Origin of the sequence: Amycolatopsis sp. NPDC049253, from assembly GCF_040678995.1 — a bacterium.
Taxonomy (GTDB): Bacteria; Actinomycetota; Actinomycetes; order Mycobacteriales; family Pseudonocardiaceae; genus Amycolatopsis.
In genome coordinates, this window is the sequence record NZ_JBFAQX010000003.1 from 181,889 (window position 1) to 196,655 (window position 14,767).

The following is a 14,767-nucleotide window of genomic DNA, read 5'->3' on the forward strand; positions in this document are numbered from 1 at the left end:
GCGCGCCCGGAGGATCGAACGAGGTGAGCACAACACCATGACCAGGAACCATCCCCGGCACCGGTCGGCGAAGCGCGTCACGATCGTCACCGGTGCGCTCGGCCTGGCCCTCGCGGTCGGCGCGCTGGCCGTGAACGCGACGTCCGGCCAGCCCGACCGCGCCGGCGCCGACCCGGCCGACAAGTCGTTCTTCCTGGACATCACCAAGGTCCCGAAGGGCTCGAACGTGAGCCGGGCGCAGAACCGCGGCGCGCGCGGCACGTTCACCGTCGACTGTGGACGCAACGAGAACGGCCACTTCAACCCCGACAACTTCATCGCGCAGCCGGGGGTGCGCAACGGCGCCCAGCACCTGCACGACTACGTCGGCAACCTCTCCACCAACGCCGACTCGACCAACCGCAGCCTCGCCCGTGCCGGCACGACGTGCAAGAACGGCGACAAGTCCACCTACTTCTGGCCGGTCGTCCGCATCGACACCGACGACGAAGAGGAAGAAGCCCCGGCGTCTTCCGAAGCCGCCGCCCCGGCCGACGGTGAGGACGTGGCCGCGGACCGCGCCGACGCGGCCAAGGACGCCGCCGGGCCGCAGGTCGAGTGCCCCGACGTGGTCAGCGAGCTGCCCGACGTGCCCGACGCGGCGATGGACGCGGTGAACACCGAGCTCGACGCGATGGACGCGCAGGTCGACCAGGCCGACAAGCAGGTCGAGGCCGGGCAGGACGCCGACTCGGTGCTGAGCTCGTTGAAGGGCAAGCGGTCCGCGTCGCTGAAGAAGATCTCGGACACGATGACCGCACAGGGTGTGAAGCCGGAGGACCCGGCCGCGCTGGCCGGCTGCGCGGTGCAGGACCAGGACGACACGGGTCTCGACAACGGTGGAGACAACAGCGACCCCGCCGCCGGCGAGAGCGCCACGGAGGAGAAGCAGAAGCAGGACAACGGTGCGACCGCCGAGCTGCCGGGCGTGAACGACCAGAACGAGGTCGCCGGCAACGACGGCGAGATCCAGCGCGTGGTGTCCGCGACGCTGTCCTTCGGCAGCGGCGGCGCGCGCCGGGTCGTGGCGATGCCGCGGTTCCTGCGGGTGCTCTACGGTGACGCGAAGGAAGGCGCCAACGGTCCGGCCAACGCCCGCGCGAGCTGGACGTGTTCCGGCTTCGAGGACCGGCTGACCGACCACTACCCGATCTGTCCCGAGGGCAGCAAGGTCGAGCGCATCCACGCCTTCCCGAACTGCTGGGACGGCAAGAACATCGACAGCGCCAACCACCGCACCCACATCGTCTTCTCCGATGCGAACGGAAACTGCAAGCGCGGCTTCAAGGCCGTGCCGCAGCTGAAGATCACGCTGGTCTACAACATCCCGCACGACGTGCAGGTCAAGGGCCAGTACAAAGTGGACGCGTTCCCCGAGGAGAAGCACAACCCCCGTTCGGACCACGACGACTTCGCCAACGTCATGACGCAGTCCCAGATGAACCGCGTGGTCTCCTGCATCAACACGGGCAAGCGCTGCAAGGAATGACCAGGGGAGAGGGCGGCTCGGGGCGGTGTCTCGCTCGGACACCGCTGGGACCCGGGCCGCCCCCACCCCGCCCCCTCACCGCACCGGCGACGCCGGCCGGTGGGTTTCGACCAGGTGACTGAAGGAGTTTCGATGCGGATTTCCCCGAGCCTCGCGGAGTTCACAGCCCGTCGCGGCCGCCGTCTGGTGGGAACCCGGGTCCTGCGCTTCGGCCGCCCGGACCGGCGGCGCGGTGTGGTGCCTCGCTCGGGCCCCGCGCGGGCACCGCTGGCCTCGCCGGACCACCGAAAGACCCAGGAGCAATCATGAATTTCCCTTACCACGACGAGGATCTCCACCGGGACGGTCGCGAGGACCCGGGTGGTGCGGCGCGCGACTGCGCTGCCGAGCTGCCGTGGCGTGACGGAGGCGGACGGGCGGCGGGTTCCGGACGGTTCTCCGGCGTGTTGCCGCTGCCCCCGATGTCCCCCTCGGAAACCGGCTGACCCACCCACAAAAAGCTCCGATTCGGCGAGGTTCCCTCTCCTTCACCCACCCCCCACTCGCCGGGTCGGGTTCCTTGCCGGTCCGGCGGGCGCTTCCCTCCCACATCCCCCCGCACCCGCCGGACCGGTCAAGGGTTTCTCGTCACGGGGGACCAGAAGTCCAAGGGGAGGTGGCCGACGGCGAGGCCCTCGTCGTCGAGCAGGTGGCCCATAAGCTTGATCCCGCGCAGCGTCACGGCGCGGTCGACGATCTCCAGCCACGGCAGCTTGGCCGCCAGGGCCCCTTCCAGGGGCAGCAAGTCGTGCTGCGAACCCAGCCAGACCACCAGCATCAGATTCGCCGCTCCGCTGAGGGCGGCGCACATGCGCACCTCCGGCAGCATCGCGAGCGAGCGCGCGGTCGTCTCGAGCTTGTCGGGCGGCACCCGCAGCCAGAGCATCGCCGTGACGGGCGCGGGGGACAGGGGCCGCGCTATCTCGCAGCGCAGCCGGACGGCGCCGCGGGCCAGCAGGGCGTCGAGGCGGCGCCGGACGGTGCTCGCGCCCACGCCCAACGCCACCGCCAGCGAAGCGGCCGACGCCCGGGCGTCCTCGCCGAGAGCCAGGATCAGCGCCTGGTCCAGTTCGCCGAAGCGCAAGGGGCCGGACGTCCGCGCCGCAGGCGACACCAAAGCCTCCCGCTCACCGGGTGAGATCGCGCGGACGCGCCACCGGCTGCCCTCGGTGAACAGCCGCGGCGACACCACCGTGCGCGTCCCCGTGACACCCGGCAGTGCCGACAAGCTGTGCAGGACGTAGTCGGAGATCGCGCGGAGCGTGGGCGCCACCAGGTGGATGTGCAGGTCGCAGTGCCCGGCCAGGTACTCGACCGTCGCCACGTGCGGGTCGGCGGCGAGGCGCTGGGCCACCGCCAAAGCCGAACCCGGCGCACAGTCGATCTCCACGAACGCCAGCGCCAGCTGCGCCACCAGCTCGCCGCCGGGGTACGCGGTGAGCCACGCCTGCCCGCGCGCCACCAACGCCTCCCACCGGCGCGCGGCGGTCACGGCGCCGATGCCCAGCGCCTGGCCGAGCACGGCCCACGTCGCGCGCGGCCGGGTTTGCAGCGCGTCGAGGAGTTTGAGGTCGCTCTCGCTCAACATGGCCGATCCTTCGTCCGAGCGGCGCCGATTTGGCGGATTCCTGCGATCCGGCCGGCAGGAGCGTTCGACACTCGCATGATCTTCGGGCCAGCATATGTCGATGTTCCAGCGAGGGAGACCCATGTCCTTGCGCTCCGACTCCGCAGCCCTGCACCCCGACCTCGTCGCGCTCCGCCGATCACTGCACCGCACCCCCGAGATCGGCCTCGACCTGCCCCGCACCCAGGAAAAAGTGCTCCAGGCCCTCGACGGCCTCGGTCTCGAGATCAGCCTCGGCCGCGACCTGTCCTCCGTGACCGCCGTGCTGCGTGGCGGCGGCGGACCCGGCGGCACCGTGCTGCTGCGCGGCGACATGGACGCGCTGCCCGTCACGGAAGCCTCCGGTGAGGAGTTCTCCTCCGAGATCGACGGCGCGATGCACGCCTGCGGCCACGACCTGCACACGGCCGGGCTCGTCGGCGCCGCGCAGCTGCTCGTCTGCCGCCGCGACCAGCTGGCCGGCGACGTGGTGTTCATGTTCCAGCCCGGCGAAGAAGGTTGCGACGGCGCGAGCTACATGATCGACGAGGGTGTGCTCACCGCGTCCGGCCGTCAGGTCGACGCCGCCTACGGGCTGCACGTTTCGTCTTCGCGCCACGCGCGGGGCCTGTTCACCTGCCGGCCCGGGCCGCTCATGGCCGCGTCCGACGCGGTGAAGGTGCGTGTGGTCGGCGCCGGTGGCCACGGTTCGGCGCCGGAGGCTTCGCGCGACCCCATCCCGGCCGCGTGCGAGATGGTCACCGCTCTGCAGACGCGCATGACCCGGGCGTTCGGCGCGTTCGAGCCGGTGGTGCTCACCGTCGGCAGCTTCCACGCCGGCACCCGGCGCAACGTGATCCCGGACGACGCGGTGTTCGAGGCGACCGTGCGCTCGTTCGACCCGGAGGTGCGCGAGCGCATCCGCACGCAGGTCGTGCGCGTGTGCGAGGGCATCGCCGCCGCGCACGGCCTGGACGTCGAGATCACCTACGACGCCGAGTACCCCGTGCTGGTGAACCACGACTCCGGCCACGAGTTCATCGCCGGCACCGTGCGCGAGGTCTTCGGCGAGGAACGGTTCGAACTGCTGGAAGAGCCGATGACGGGGTCGGAGGACTTCTCCCGGGTGCTCGGGAAGGTGCCGGGCGCGTTCGTGTTCCTCGGCGCTTCGCGCTCGGACGATCCGGTCGGCGCGCCCAACAACCACTCGCCGCGCGCCGCGTTCGACGACTCGGTGCTCGCCGACGGCGCGACCCTCCTGGCCGAGCTGGCGTGCCGGCAGCTCGCGCTCCTGGCAGCGTGATCACATGCGCAGCTACCACCTCCCGCCGATCATCCCGGTGATCGCGCTGGTCCTCATGCCGTTCCTGCCGTTCGTCAACTCCACCGGGCTGTGGCTCGGCCTGCCGAAAATGCTGGTGTGGGGCGCCTTCTGGTGCCTCATGTTCACCCCGGCCCTGCTGCTGAGCGAACGCATGATGGCGCGCGCGGGGGCGGGTGAGGACTGATGATCCTGGCTTTCACCCTCGTCGGCATCGTCCTCATCGGCGTGCTCGGCTTCGTCGGGCGGCGCAAGCCCGCGGCGGATCTGAGCGAGTGGACCGTCGGCGGCCGCAAGTTCGGCGCGCTCACGATGTGGTTCCTGCAGGCCGGCGAGGTGTTCACCACCTTCACCTTCCTCGGCATGGCGGGGCTCGCGTTCTCCGGTGGCGTCGCGGCGATGTACGCGCTGCCGTACGTGCCGATCGCCTACGTGGTCCTGTTCTTCCTGGCCAAACGCCTGTGGCGGATGGGCAAGGAGCGCGGGTACCTCACGCAGGGCGATTTTCTCGAGGACCGCTTCTCCAGCAAGTTCCTCGGCACGCTCTCCGCCGTGCTCGGCGTGATCTTCGTGCTGCCCTACCTGCAGCTGCAGATCACCGGGCTCGGCCTGATCGTGCGGCTCGTGACCGGCGACGCGGCGTCGGGCAACCTGAGCATGGTCCTCGGCAGCGTGCTGATCGTCGCGTTCGTGCTGTGGGCCGGGCTGCGGGGCGTGGCCGCGACGTCGTACTTCAAGGACGCGATCATGCTCGTGGTCCTCGTGGTGCTGATCATCGCGGTGCCCGCGCACTTCGCCGGCGGCATTTCGGGCGTGTTCCACAAGATCGAGCAGCTGCACCCGGAGAAGCTCTTCGTCCACGCCGGCGCCAACGACCACACGTGGTTCATCACCAGCATGCTCGTGAGCGCGATCGGCGTCGGGCTCATGACGCTGCCGCACTCGTGGCCCGCCCTGATGGCCGCCCGCGACCCGAAGGTGCTGCGGCGCAACTACACGTGGATGCCGATCTACGAGCTGTGCCTGTTGCTGCCGATGATCATCGGGTTCGCCGCGATCCTCGTGGTGGACAAGACCAGCGACCCCAACGGCGTGCTCCTGACCCTGAGCAAGGACGCACTGCCGGGCTGGGTCACGGGGCTGGTCGTCGTGGCGGCCACGGCCACCGCGATGGTGCCCGCCGCCGGCATCCTCATCGGGATCTCGTCGCTGGTGGCCCGCAACATCGCGCGGGTGCGCGGGGAGCGCAAGCAGTTCTGGATCAACCACGGCACGGTCGTCCTCGCGAGCGCTCTCGCGTTGGTGCTCGGCATCTTCCGGCCCGATCTGCTCGCGAACCTGCTGCTCCTCACGTACTCCGGCTCGGTGCAGCTCGCGCCGGCGAACCTGCTGGGCTTCCTCAAGAAGGTGCCGGTCGGCAAGGGCCCGGTGCTCGCCGGGCTGGTCGTCGGCGAGATCGTGGTCATCTGGCTGACCTTCTTCGACACGAAGTTCGCCGGCACCGTGAACGTCGGCCTGATCGGGCTCGCGGCCAACGTCGTGGTGCTCGCCGTGGCCGCCGGCATCGAGCGGGCCGTGCCGCGGCCCGGTGTCCCCGTGAAGACAGGAGAACCGGTATGACCCGCACGGTGTTCAGCGGCGGCTCGGTGTTCGACGGCACCGGCAGCGCCCCGGCCCCGGCCGATGTGGCGGTGGAGGACGGCCGGATCGTCGAGGTCGGCACCGGCCTCGACGGTGACCGGTCCGTCGACTGCACCGGCGCGACGCTGCTGCCCGGCCTGTTCGACTGCCACGTGCACGTGACGGTGTCGGACCTCGGGTTGCTGCCGCGCGTGCAGAAGCCGTTCTCGTACCAGTTCTACGAGGCCGCCCGCAACCTCTGGACCACGCTCAAGCTCGGGATCACGACCGTGCGCGACGCGGCCGGCGCCGACCTAGGCATCAAGCAGGCCGTGGCCGACGGGCTCATCCCCGGGCCGCGGCTGGAGATCGCGATCGGCCTGATCAGTCCCACCGGCGGCCACGGCGACGGCTGGATGCCCTCGGGCCACTGCGTTCCGCTTTCGCTGCCGCACCCCGGCCGCCCCGACGCGACGGCCGACGGCCCGGACGAGATGCGCCGCGTCGCGCGGACGCTGTTGCGGGCCGGCGCCGACGTGCTGAAGGTCTGCACCACCGGCGGCGTCCTGTCGCCCCGCGACGACCCGCGGCACTCGCAGTTCACGCTGGAGGAGCTCGACGTCCTCGTCACCGAGGCCCAGATGCAGGGCCGCGCCGTGATGGCCCACGCCCAGGGCGCGGAGGGCATCAAGAACGCCGTGCGCGCCGGCATCCGCTCCATCGAGCACGGCATCTACCTCGACGACGAGGCCATCGAGCTCATGCTGGCCCGCGGCACCTGGCTGGTGCCGACCTTGGTGGCGCCGGTGAACGTCATCAGGGCGGCCGCGGCGGGTGCTTCGCTGCCGGACGCGGTGGTGCAGAAGGCGAAGGAGGTCGCGGAGGTCCACGCGGATTCGGTGCGCCGGGCGGTCGCCGCGGGCGTGCGGATCGCGATGGGGACGGACAGCGGGGTGGGTCCCCACGGGACGAACCTGGAGGAGCTGGAGCTGATGCGCTCGTGCGGCATGAGCCCGGCCGACGTGCTCGTGGCGACCACGTCGTCGGCCGCCCGGCTGCTCGGCATGGAGGGTGACCTGGGCCGGCTCGCTCCGGGTCATCGTGCGGATGTCGTGGTGGTGGCCGGGGATCCGTACGACTTCGCCGACCTGGCGGCCAACGTCCGCGAGGTCTGGCAGGACGGGGTGCGGGCGGTGTGAGGCTCGCGTGGTGCTCCGGCCCTGGCGGAGCACCACGCGAGCCATGCTCGGCCGATGGGCCGGGTCGTGTTCCACTGTGGCGCCGGTCGGTCTCGTCGCTCGTCTGCTGCCGGCTCTCGCCGGGGCGAGGCCGCCGCCATCGCCGCGCGCCACGACCACCACGACAGCTGCTCCTGACCGTCCTCGACGCCGAGCGGTACCTCTTCGACGCCGGCGTCGAAGGTGCCGCCCTCGCGGCGATCCGCGGCAGGCTCGTGGCCTAGAAAGCGCCCAGCCCCACCGGTACCCCGAGGCCGGTCGGGCCGTCCCAGCCCGGGCCGGCGGAGCAGACGACGGGTTTGAACTGCGCGCAGTCGGCGGGGCCGTGCTGGGCGTTGGAGCCGGAGGAGACGTCGGCGATGGTGCCGGGAGGGGCGCTGTACAAGGTGTTCGGACCGTCCACACCGGACAGCCGGCCGGCGCGGGCGTAGAGGCCGGCGACGAAGGGCGAGGCGGCGCTGGTGCCGCCGACGACGAGCCAGCCGGCTTTGCCGCCGTGGGGCGCGTAGGAGCGGTAGACGGCGACGCCGGTGAGCGGGTCGGCGACCGCGGAGACGTCGGAGCCCGCGCGGTGGCCCGAGCAGTTGGCGGCGATGGCGGCCGGCTGGCCTTGCGCGGGTCCGAGGTCGAGCGCGCACCCACTGCCGGCACCGACCCAGCGCTGCTGCTCGCCGTGCGGGGTGAACAGGCTGCCCCAGGCTTTCTGCACGAACGAGCCGCCGGAGCCGCTGAGCGACGTGCCGCCCACCGACGTGACCCACGGCAGTTCCTGCGGCCACAGCTGCGGCCCGCCGAGATACCCCTTGTCACCGGACGCGGCGACCACGGCCATGCCCGGGTGGTGCAGCGCCACGGCGGGCGCGCCGGTGCCGAGGTAGTCGCCCTGCAGGCCGGTGGGCACGCCGTAGCTCATGCTCACGGCGCTCGAACGCAGGCTCGCCGCGTAGCCGACGGCCGTGCCGAAGTCGTCGGCGAGCTGGCCGGGCAGCTGCAGCAGCACGGCGTTGAGCAGGCGCCCGACGTCCATCGGGATCTGGACCATCGTGATGCGGCACATCGGGCACGCGGCGGAGGCGAGGTCGACGTCGAGCGCGGTCTCTGTGGCGTAGGCCTCCTCGATCTCGCCGAGCCCGTCGACGGGCTTGAGTGGCGGACCGCCGTGGTAGTCGGTGATCTTGAGGCAGCCGTTGGCCGTCGTGCACTCGGGTAGGCCGAACTGATCGCGGTACGTCGTGAGGTCGGCCTCCAGCGTCGGGTACGCGCCGATGCCCACGATCGTCACCATGCCGCGCTCGCCGGTCTTCGCGTCCGGCAAGTGGTAGGCCCGCGCCAGGTCGGCGGGCGAGAACCCGGCCGGCGCGGGCGTGGTGAGGGGATCGGCCGAGGCCTTGTCGCGCGTGACCACGTTCGTCAGGCAGCCGAGATCCACCTGGTGCCCCTGCACGACGCCGGTGCACGAGTCCGCGACGCCGTGGTCCTCACCCAGCGTGCCCGCGCGCACGGCCTGCGCGACCTCTGCCGTCGCGGCGTTCGGCGGCGTGGCCACGGCCGGTGCGGCGAGCGGAACAGCGACGACCACGGCCAGCACGAGCGCCCGACCCAGCTTCATGCCCACTCCCCTCGGCGGCGACCTCCTCAGGCCTACACCGCCCAGCCGGGCGCGGCAGGGGCGGACGCGACCTCGCACCCGCACGAGTGAACGATCACCGGCCGAACGTCACCGCCGCCCGCACCGCGGCGGGACCTTCGCGCGCAGCTCGGAGTCGGGCGCCGAGGGCACTGAGCCCCAACGCCGCGGTGGCCGGGTTTGCCTGGGCCGAAGGACCGTCCCCTCTCCTCAGCGTGCGTGAGAGTCCCACCAGTCGAGCACCCGCAGCGCGTGGAAGGTGAGCCACTTCGACGGTTCCCCCGCCGGTGCGTCGATCTCGAACCAGACCTCACCGGGGTGGCGCCGGGCCTGCAGCCACGTTCCGTCGGGCTGTCGTTCCGCGCGGATGATCTCGACGGCTTCGGCCATCCGCGGATCCGGGGCGGTGCCGTCGGCCAGCGCGGCGGCGCGGAAGTAGTCCGCGGCGTTGAGGATGTTGTAGAACCAGCGGAACGGGTAGCTGAAGAACCGAACCCACGGCGCGATCGGCTCACCCGTCGACAGCCGCCGGAACAGGTTGCGGGACAACAGGTACTCCTCGCCGCCACGGCGGGCGGCGGCGACAGAAGCGGCGGAGTCCGCGGAACCGCAGGCCTTCTCGTGGTCCAGCAAGGCCTTCAGCGCGTTGAGGGTCGAGTGGACGGACGAGCGCTTGGCTCCCTCGACCCAGAGGCAGTTCCAGCCGCCGTCGGGCAGGCGGTGCTCGACGAACCACTCGGCGATGCCGTGGACGTCCGCGCCCAGCCACAGGCCGTTGGACAGCGTCCACGAGTTGATGCAGGCGTCGACCTCACCGTCCCAGTACGGCAGGTTCTCGTACTCCCACCGGCTGTTGCGCTCCAGCAGCTCCGCCGTGCCGCTGAGCACCGACGCGTCGAGACCCCAGTCGCGCAGCGCGTTGAGCGACCACGTGGTCGCGGTCCACGGCTGGCCGTCTTCGGGCGAGCCCTTGAACTCGGCGGGGAAGTATGCGCCGCCGGCCCACTGGCCGTCCGGGTCCTGCAGGGCGAGCAGCCGCGCGCCGAACCCCTCCGTGGCGACGCGGGCGCGCGTCGCCTCCCAGACCTGGGGTGGCGAGCCCGCGAGGTCGCGTTCGACCTGCCAGCGCAGCGCGGGGTCGGAGTCGAGCAGCCACGGAAGCACCTCAGCCATGGGCCGACTCTACGGCCGCCTCAGCCGGAAGTCAGCCCGTGGCGATAGGCGTAGCCGACGGCTTGCGCCCGGTCGCGCGCGCCGATCTTGCCGAGGATGCGGTTGATGTGGCTCTTCACCGTGGCTTCGGCGACGAAGAGCCGGTGCGCGATCTCGGTGTTGGACAGGCCGTCGGCGATCAACGTCAGCACGTCCACCTCGCGCGGCGTCAGGCCGTCGGGCGCCTCGGCGGACGGCGGGCGGGGCGCGCCGGCCGTGAGCGCGTCCACGAGGTGGTGCTGCACCGCGGGGTCGATCACGGCCGCGCCGCGCGTCACCTGGCCCAGGGCGCGGCGGATGTCGTCGGCCCCGGCGTCTTTCGTGAGGTAGCCGCGGGCGCCGGCCTGCAACGCGTCGAGCACGGACTTGTCGTCGGCATACGTGGTGAGCGCGACGACCTGCACGTCGTGGTCGCGGGCGCGGATGCGGCGCGTGGCCTCGATCCCGTCGCAGCGCGGCATGCGCAGGTCCATCAGCACGACGTCCGGCTTCAGCTGCCCGGCCAGCTCGGCTGCCTGGTCGCCGTCGGCCGCCGTGCCGACGACCTCGACGCCCGGGAGCAGCCCGAGCAGCATCGACAGGCCGTCGCGCACCACGCGCTGGTCGTCGGCCACCAGCACGCGGATCACGCCGGTGCCCACAGGCTCACCCGGAACCCCGTGCCGGTCGGCGCGGCCTCGAGCTGCCCGCCCAGCAGCTCGGCGCGCTCGCGCATGCCGCTCACGCCGTAACCGTGGTCGCCGGGTGCCGCGCCCGGGCTGCCGAGATCCTCGACGGTCAGCAGCGTGCCGCCCGGTTCGTAGCTCAGCCGCAGGTCCACGCGCTCGGCGTCGGCGTGCTTGCGGACGTTGGTCAGCGCCTCCTGCGCCACCCGGTACAGCGTCAGCCGCGTCTGCGCGGCCAGCTCCGGCGCCTGCCCGCTCACGGTGACCTCGCACGGGATCCCGGTGTCGCGTTCGAACTCCGCCGCCAGCACCGGCAGCCGCTCCGGGCCCGGCAGGTCCTCGCCGCGCAGCGCGCCGATCGCCTGGCGCGCCTCGGCGAGCCCGCTCTGCGCGAGCTGGTGGGCGCGTTCCACGGTGTCGGTCAGCCGCGGGTCTGCTCCACTGTGGACGGACAGCAGCCGGGCTCCTTCGAGGTGCAGCAGCAGACCGGACAGCGAGTGGGCGAGCACGTCGTGCATCTCTCGCGCGAGCCGCTGCCGCTCGGCCAGCGCCGCCGCCCGGACCTGGGCCGCGCGGGTCTGTTCGAGCTCCTCCGTGCGTTCACGCAGCTTCCGCATGTAAACGCCCAGGCGGTAGAACGCCAGCACGCCGAACGCGCTCAGCAGCGTCGGAACGGCCTCGTGGCGCGCGCCGAACAGGCTCGCCGCCACGAGCATCGCCACGACCAGGCCGGCGACGATCCCGCCCCTGCGCGGAGCCAGCCGCGCCGACGCCGTGGCCGCCAGCAGGAACCCGCCGAAGAACCCCGTGCCGTTGGGCTCGAGCCACACCAGCGTCACGGAGCTGGCCAGCACGAGGAGGAACAAGCCGATCTCGACCGGCACCGGCAGCCGCCACTGCTGCACGCCGTACATCAGCAGCGCCCCGCCGAGCAGCACGCCGAGCAGGCCGAGCAGCACTCCGAGCCCCTGGCCGTGCAGCGCGGGGCGTGGTTCGGACTTCGCCGCGAGCCATGTGAGCAGCACCAGGATGAGCACCGAGACCAGCCGCTGGACGCGGTGGTCGGCGCTGTTCACGGGTGCGTCGGACACCCGGCCGACGATATCGGCGGCGTACGCGGGAGTCGTCAACCCTCGGGTGTAGATCCGCGGGCCGCGGCCATACTGTCGGCCATGACCACGATCGAGAAGAGCGAGGAGCGGCACGCCTCCTGGCTCGAACTGTTCTTCGACCTGGTGGCTGTGGCCGGGGTCGCGCAGCTGGCGCACCTGGTGCACGGCAGCACGTCCTGGGGCGACGTCGGACTGTATGTGGTGTGCTTCCTGGCTTTCTGGACGGCGTGGATGTGCTTCACCGTCTACGGCAACGTCGCGAAGGGCGCCGCCCGCACGATGCCCGTGCTGCTGGCGATGGCCGGGCTCGCGTTCATGGCCGCGTCCGTGGAGGGCATCCACGGCGAGCACGCGAAGGTGTTCGCCATCGCCTACATCGCGGTGCGCGCCCTGGCCGACCGCGTGTGGGAGAGCCGCCGCGGCGGTGTGCGCGTGATCGTCGACTGGCCGGTGGCTCAGCTCGGGTTCGGCGTGGTGCCGTGGGTGGTGTCGCTGTGGGTCGACTCGCCGTGGCGCTACGGGCTGTGGGCGCTGGGGCTGGCGCTCGACCTGGTGATCACGTTCGCGGTGTCCGGCGACCGGCTCGTCGCCAACATCACCGCGAAGCTCGCGCACCGCGACGGCCCCCGCCCACGCCCGACGCTCGCCCGCCTCGACACCGTGCACTTCGGCGAACGGCTGGGCCTGTTCACGATCATCGTGCTCGGCGAAGGCGTCCTCAACGTCACCGACGCGATGGCCGCCACCCCCGAGTGGAACCACTCCAGCGTGTTCCTGACGGTGATCGCCGCGCTGGCCCTGCTCGCGACGCTGTGGGGCACTTCGCTCAACCAGGGCTTCGGCGGCATTCCCTACCTGGCCGCCGACGCCCTCGGGCCACGCCTGCTGCTGCCCCTGCACTGCCTGGTGGCCGGTCTGCTGGCCGCGTTCGCGGGAGCGCTCGGCGACGCCGTCGAGTCCGTCTCCGAGGGCCATCTCGAAACGTCCACGCGCTGGCTCCTGTGCGGCAGCATCGCGGCGTTCGCGATCATCGGGTCTCTCGCGGGGCTGGCGGCGGGTCGCGGGGCCCGGTGGGCCGTGGTGACGGCGATCCCGGGCCTGGTGATCCCGCTGGCGCTGGGCCTGGCGGGCCAGACGCTGGCCCCGGCGGTGTTCCTGTGGCTGCTGGTCGTGGCGGCGGGCGCGGGGTTGCTGCGGCGTCGTTCCGCGGAGCCGGCGACCGCGTAGACCCGTGGGTGGAGAAGGATTTCCCACCCTGGCGCCGACGCGGTGAAGGGGCGCGGGAGCCACGCTGAGCGGGTCCGAATCACCGAAGGGGAGGACCCGCTCGTGAAACCCGAACTGCTGCGCCGGCTGCTGCCGAGCCTCGTGCTGAACGTCGCGCTGCCGCTGGTGGTGTACGTGCTGCTGAAGCCCGTCGTGGGGAGCGAGGTGGTGGCGCTGGCGATCTCCGCGGCCATCCCGCTGCTCGTCACGGTCGGCGAGTTCGCCGTCCGGCGGCGGCTGGACCCGGTCGGGGTGGTGGCGGTCGCGGGCTTCGTGGTGATGCTCGTGGTCCTGGGGCTCACCGGCGGCAACGAGCTCGTGCTGAAGCTGCAGGACACCGTGCTCACCGGGCCGGTGGGGATCGTGCTGCTCGGCTCGGCGATGGCCGGGAAACCCTTGCTGCTCCTGGTTCTCCGGTTCACCGGCCGTCCCGTGCCCGCGCCGGGCCGGCGCAGGGGGATCACCGTGATGACCGCCCTGCTCGGCGGGGTGCTCACCCTGCACGCGGTGGTCCTGCTGGCGCTGGCGATCTCCCTGCCGACCACGACGTTCCTGGCTGTGGGCAAGCCTGTCGGCTATGCCGTGATCGGTGCCGGGCTGCTGGCGATGTTCGTCTACCGCAACCGGCTGCGTGCGGCGTGACCGAGCCGTGGGTCGTGCGTGGGAACGCGGAGGTCAAGCGGTTCTTCGCCGACCCACGGCTCGAGCCGGTGCCCGCCCGCGACCCGGCCGAGCACCGGCGGATGCGCCGCCTGCTCAGCGGCGCCTTCGCCGCTCGGCGCCTGGCCGGGCTGCGCGACGACGTCGACGCGCAGGCTGCTCGCGGAACTGCCGGGCCCGCCCGCCGATTTCCACGCGGTGTTCTCGGAGCCGTTCCCCGAGCTGGTGATCCGCCGTCTGCTCGGCGCACCGCCCGGGGAGGACCTGGCCGAGGTCGCTCGCTTCAAGCTCGGCCACCCCGCGGACGATCTGCTGTCCGAGCTCGTCCGCGAGATCCCGCCCGCCGAAGCCGTCCGGTACGCGACGTTGCTGCTGTACGCGGGCCACGTGACCACCACGACCGCGATCGACAAGGGTGTCGTGCTGCTCGACACCCATCCCGCGCAACGCGCGGCCGTGTGGGCCGATCCCGCGAGGGTGCCCGGCGCCGTCGAGGAGATCCTCAGGTTTCCCGTGCACCCGCCACGGCGTGGCCGTCCTCGCCGGGCCACGGCCGCGTTCGCCGTCGGTGATCACCGCGTCGAAGCGGGCGGCCTCGTCCTGCTGAGTGCGGTCGCGGCGAACCTCGACGGGACGGTGTTCCCGGCCGCGCTTGAGTTCGAAGTCCGCCGCGACGCCACCGGTCACCTCGCGTTCGGCCACGGCCCGTACCACTGCCTGGGCGCACCGCTGGCCAGGCTGGAGCTGCAGGCGGTCTTCACGGCTCTGCCGCGGCTCCTGCCCGGACCTCCACCTCGCCGCACCGGCCGAAGAGCTGCGGCTGCGCGCCGACACCGGGCACACGGCGTTCGCGGAGCTGCCCGTGACCTGGGG

The 14,767-nt window shown here is 72.1% G+C and carries 13 protein-coding genes and 1 pseudogene; 9 read left to right on the forward strand and 5 right to left on the reverse strand.

Annotation, left to right across the window (positions count from 1 at the left end; genetic code table 11):
* Positions 1-37 precede the first annotated feature (37 nt).
* Together AB0K15_RS08390 and AB0K15_RS08395 are read left to right on the forward strand one after the other, a co-directional pair.
* Positions 38-1,528 carry a DUF1996 domain-containing protein gene (locus tag AB0K15_RS08390; protein WP_364047170.1) on the forward strand — a complete coding sequence of 497 codons (1,491 nt, stop codon included), beginning with the start codon at positions 38-40 and terminating at the stop codon, positions 1,526-1,528.
* 305 nt (positions 1,529-1,833) lie between these two features.
* Positions 1,834-2,013 carry a hypothetical protein gene (locus AB0K15_RS08395; protein WP_364047173.1) on the forward strand — a complete coding sequence of 60 codons (180 nt, stop codon included), beginning with the start codon at positions 1,834-1,836 and terminating at the stop codon, positions 2,011-2,013.
* Positions 2,014-2,141: 128 nt separating this feature from the next.
* On the opposite strand, the gene AB0K15_RS08400 is transcribed toward AB0K15_RS08395, so the two are convergent.
* Positions 2,142-3,155 (reverse strand): Lrp/AsnC ligand binding domain-containing protein, encoded by a 1,014-nt coding sequence (locus tag AB0K15_RS08400; RefSeq protein ID WP_364047176.1) that lies wholly within the window; start codon positions 3,153-3,155, stop codon positions 2,142-2,144.
* Between the two features lie 121 nt (positions 3,156-3,276).
* On the opposite strand from AB0K15_RS08400, the gene AB0K15_RS08405 reads away from it, so the two are divergent.
* From AB0K15_RS08405 to AB0K15_RS08420, 4 genes are read left to right on the forward strand one after another with little or no spacing between them, the layout of a single operon-like run.
* Positions 3,277-4,476 carry a M20 family metallopeptidase gene (locus AB0K15_RS08405; protein WP_364047179.1) on the forward strand — a complete coding sequence of 400 codons (1,200 nt, stop codon included), beginning with the start codon at positions 3,277-3,279 and terminating at the stop codon, positions 4,474-4,476.
* 4 nt (positions 4,477-4,480) lie between these two features.
* A complete protein-coding gene (locus tag AB0K15_RS08410; RefSeq protein WP_364047182.1) occupies positions 4,481-4,681 on the forward strand; it encodes a hypothetical protein in 201 nt (66 codons plus the stop codon).
* Positions 4,681-6,114, forward strand: coding sequence for a sodium:solute symporter family protein (locus AB0K15_RS08415; protein ID WP_364047185.1), 1,434 nt, complete (start codon positions 4,681-4,683; stop codon positions 6,112-6,114). Before AB0K15_RS08410 ends, AB0K15_RS08415 begins: the two co-directional genes overlap by 1 nt.
* A complete protein-coding gene (locus AB0K15_RS08420) occupies positions 6,111-7,313 on the forward strand; it encodes an amidohydrolase family protein (RefSeq protein WP_364047188.1) in 1,203 nt (400 codons plus the stop codon). The genes AB0K15_RS08415 and AB0K15_RS08420 overlap by 4 nt, the downstream gene beginning before the upstream one ends.
* Positions 7,314-7,572: 259 nt before the next feature.
* On the opposite strand, the gene AB0K15_RS08425 is transcribed toward AB0K15_RS08420, so the two are convergent.
* The 4 genes from AB0K15_RS08425 to AB0K15_RS08440 all read right to left on the reverse strand — a co-directional run bounded on the left by AB0K15_RS08425 (position 7,573) and on the right by AB0K15_RS08440 (position 11,947).
* Positions 7,573-8,961 (reverse strand): hypothetical protein, encoded by a 1,389-nt coding sequence (locus AB0K15_RS08425; RefSeq protein ID WP_364047191.1) that lies wholly within the window; start codon positions 8,959-8,961, stop codon positions 7,573-7,575.
* A 228-nt stretch (positions 8,962-9,189) separates the two neighbouring features.
* A complete protein-coding gene (locus tag AB0K15_RS08430; RefSeq protein WP_364047194.1) occupies positions 9,190-10,152 on the reverse strand; it encodes a squalene cyclase in 963 nt (320 codons plus the stop codon).
* A 20-nt stretch (positions 10,153-10,172) separates the two neighbouring features.
* On the reverse strand, positions 10,173-10,832 hold the full coding sequence (locus AB0K15_RS08435; RefSeq protein ID WP_266118359.1) for a response regulator transcription factor: 660 nt from the start codon (positions 10,830-10,832) through the stop codon (positions 10,173-10,175).
* Positions 10,817-11,947 carry a sensor histidine kinase gene (locus AB0K15_RS08440; RefSeq protein ID WP_364047198.1) on the reverse strand — a complete coding sequence of 377 codons (1,131 nt, stop codon included), beginning with the start codon at positions 11,945-11,947 and terminating at the stop codon, positions 10,817-10,819. The genes AB0K15_RS08435 and AB0K15_RS08440 overlap by 16 nt, the downstream gene beginning before the upstream one ends.
* Before the next feature lie 81 nt (positions 11,948-12,028).
* Between AB0K15_RS08440 and AB0K15_RS08445 the strand changes: the two genes are divergently transcribed.
* The 3 genes and pseudogenes from AB0K15_RS08445 to AB0K15_RS08455 all read left to right on the forward strand — a co-directional run.
* Positions 12,029-13,195, forward strand: a complete 1,167-nt coding sequence (locus tag AB0K15_RS08445) for a low temperature requirement protein A (protein ID WP_364047201.1) — start codon at positions 12,029-12,031, stop codon at positions 13,193-13,195.
* A 102-nt stretch (positions 13,196-13,297) separates the two neighbouring features.
* A complete protein-coding gene (locus tag AB0K15_RS08450) occupies positions 13,298-13,876 on the forward strand; it encodes a VC0807 family protein (RefSeq protein WP_364047204.1) in 579 nt (192 codons plus the stop codon).
* Positions 13,877-14,371: 495 nt separating this feature from the next.
* Positions 14,372-14,647: pseudogene (locus AB0K15_RS08455) on the forward strand (cytochrome P450); the annotation flags it as partial.
* Positions 14,648-14,767 lie beyond the last annotated feature (120 nt).

Excerpts from the sequence above, each read along its gene's own strand:
- AB0K15_RS08390 (WP_364047170.1), top strand. The coding sequence starts at position 38 with ATGACCAGGAACCATCCCCGGCACCGGTCGGCGAAGCGCGTCACGATC.
- AB0K15_RS08395 (WP_364047173.1), top strand. The coding sequence starts at position 1,834 with ATGAATTTCCCTTACCACGACGAGGATCTCCACCGGGACGGTCGCGAG.
- AB0K15_RS08400 (WP_364047176.1), bottom strand. The coding sequence starts at position 3,155 with ATGTTGAGCGAGAGCGACCTCAAACTCCTCGACGCGCTGCAAACCCGG.
- AB0K15_RS08405 (WP_364047179.1), top strand. The coding sequence starts at position 3,277 with ATGTCCTTGCGCTCCGACTCCGCAGCCCTGCACCCCGACCTCGTCGCG.
- AB0K15_RS08410 (WP_364047182.1), top strand. The coding sequence starts at position 4,481 with ATGCGCAGCTACCACCTCCCGCCGATCATCCCGGTGATCGCGCTGGTC.
- AB0K15_RS08415 (WP_364047185.1), top strand. The coding sequence starts at position 4,681 with ATGATCCTGGCTTTCACCCTCGTCGGCATCGTCCTCATCGGCGTGCTC.
- AB0K15_RS08420 (WP_364047188.1), top strand. The coding sequence starts at position 6,111 with ATGACCCGCACGGTGTTCAGCGGCGGCTCGGTGTTCGACGGCACCGGC.
- AB0K15_RS08425 (WP_364047191.1), bottom strand. The coding sequence starts at position 8,961 with ATGAAGCTGGGTCGGGCGCTCGTGCTGGCCGTGGTCGTCGCTGTTCCG.
- AB0K15_RS08430 (WP_364047194.1), bottom strand. The coding sequence starts at position 10,152 with ATGGCTGAGGTGCTTCCGTGGCTGCTCGACTCCGACCCCGCGCTGCGC.
- AB0K15_RS08445 (WP_364047201.1), top strand. The coding sequence starts at position 12,029 with ATGACCACGATCGAGAAGAGCGAGGAGCGGCACGCCTCCTGGCTCGAA.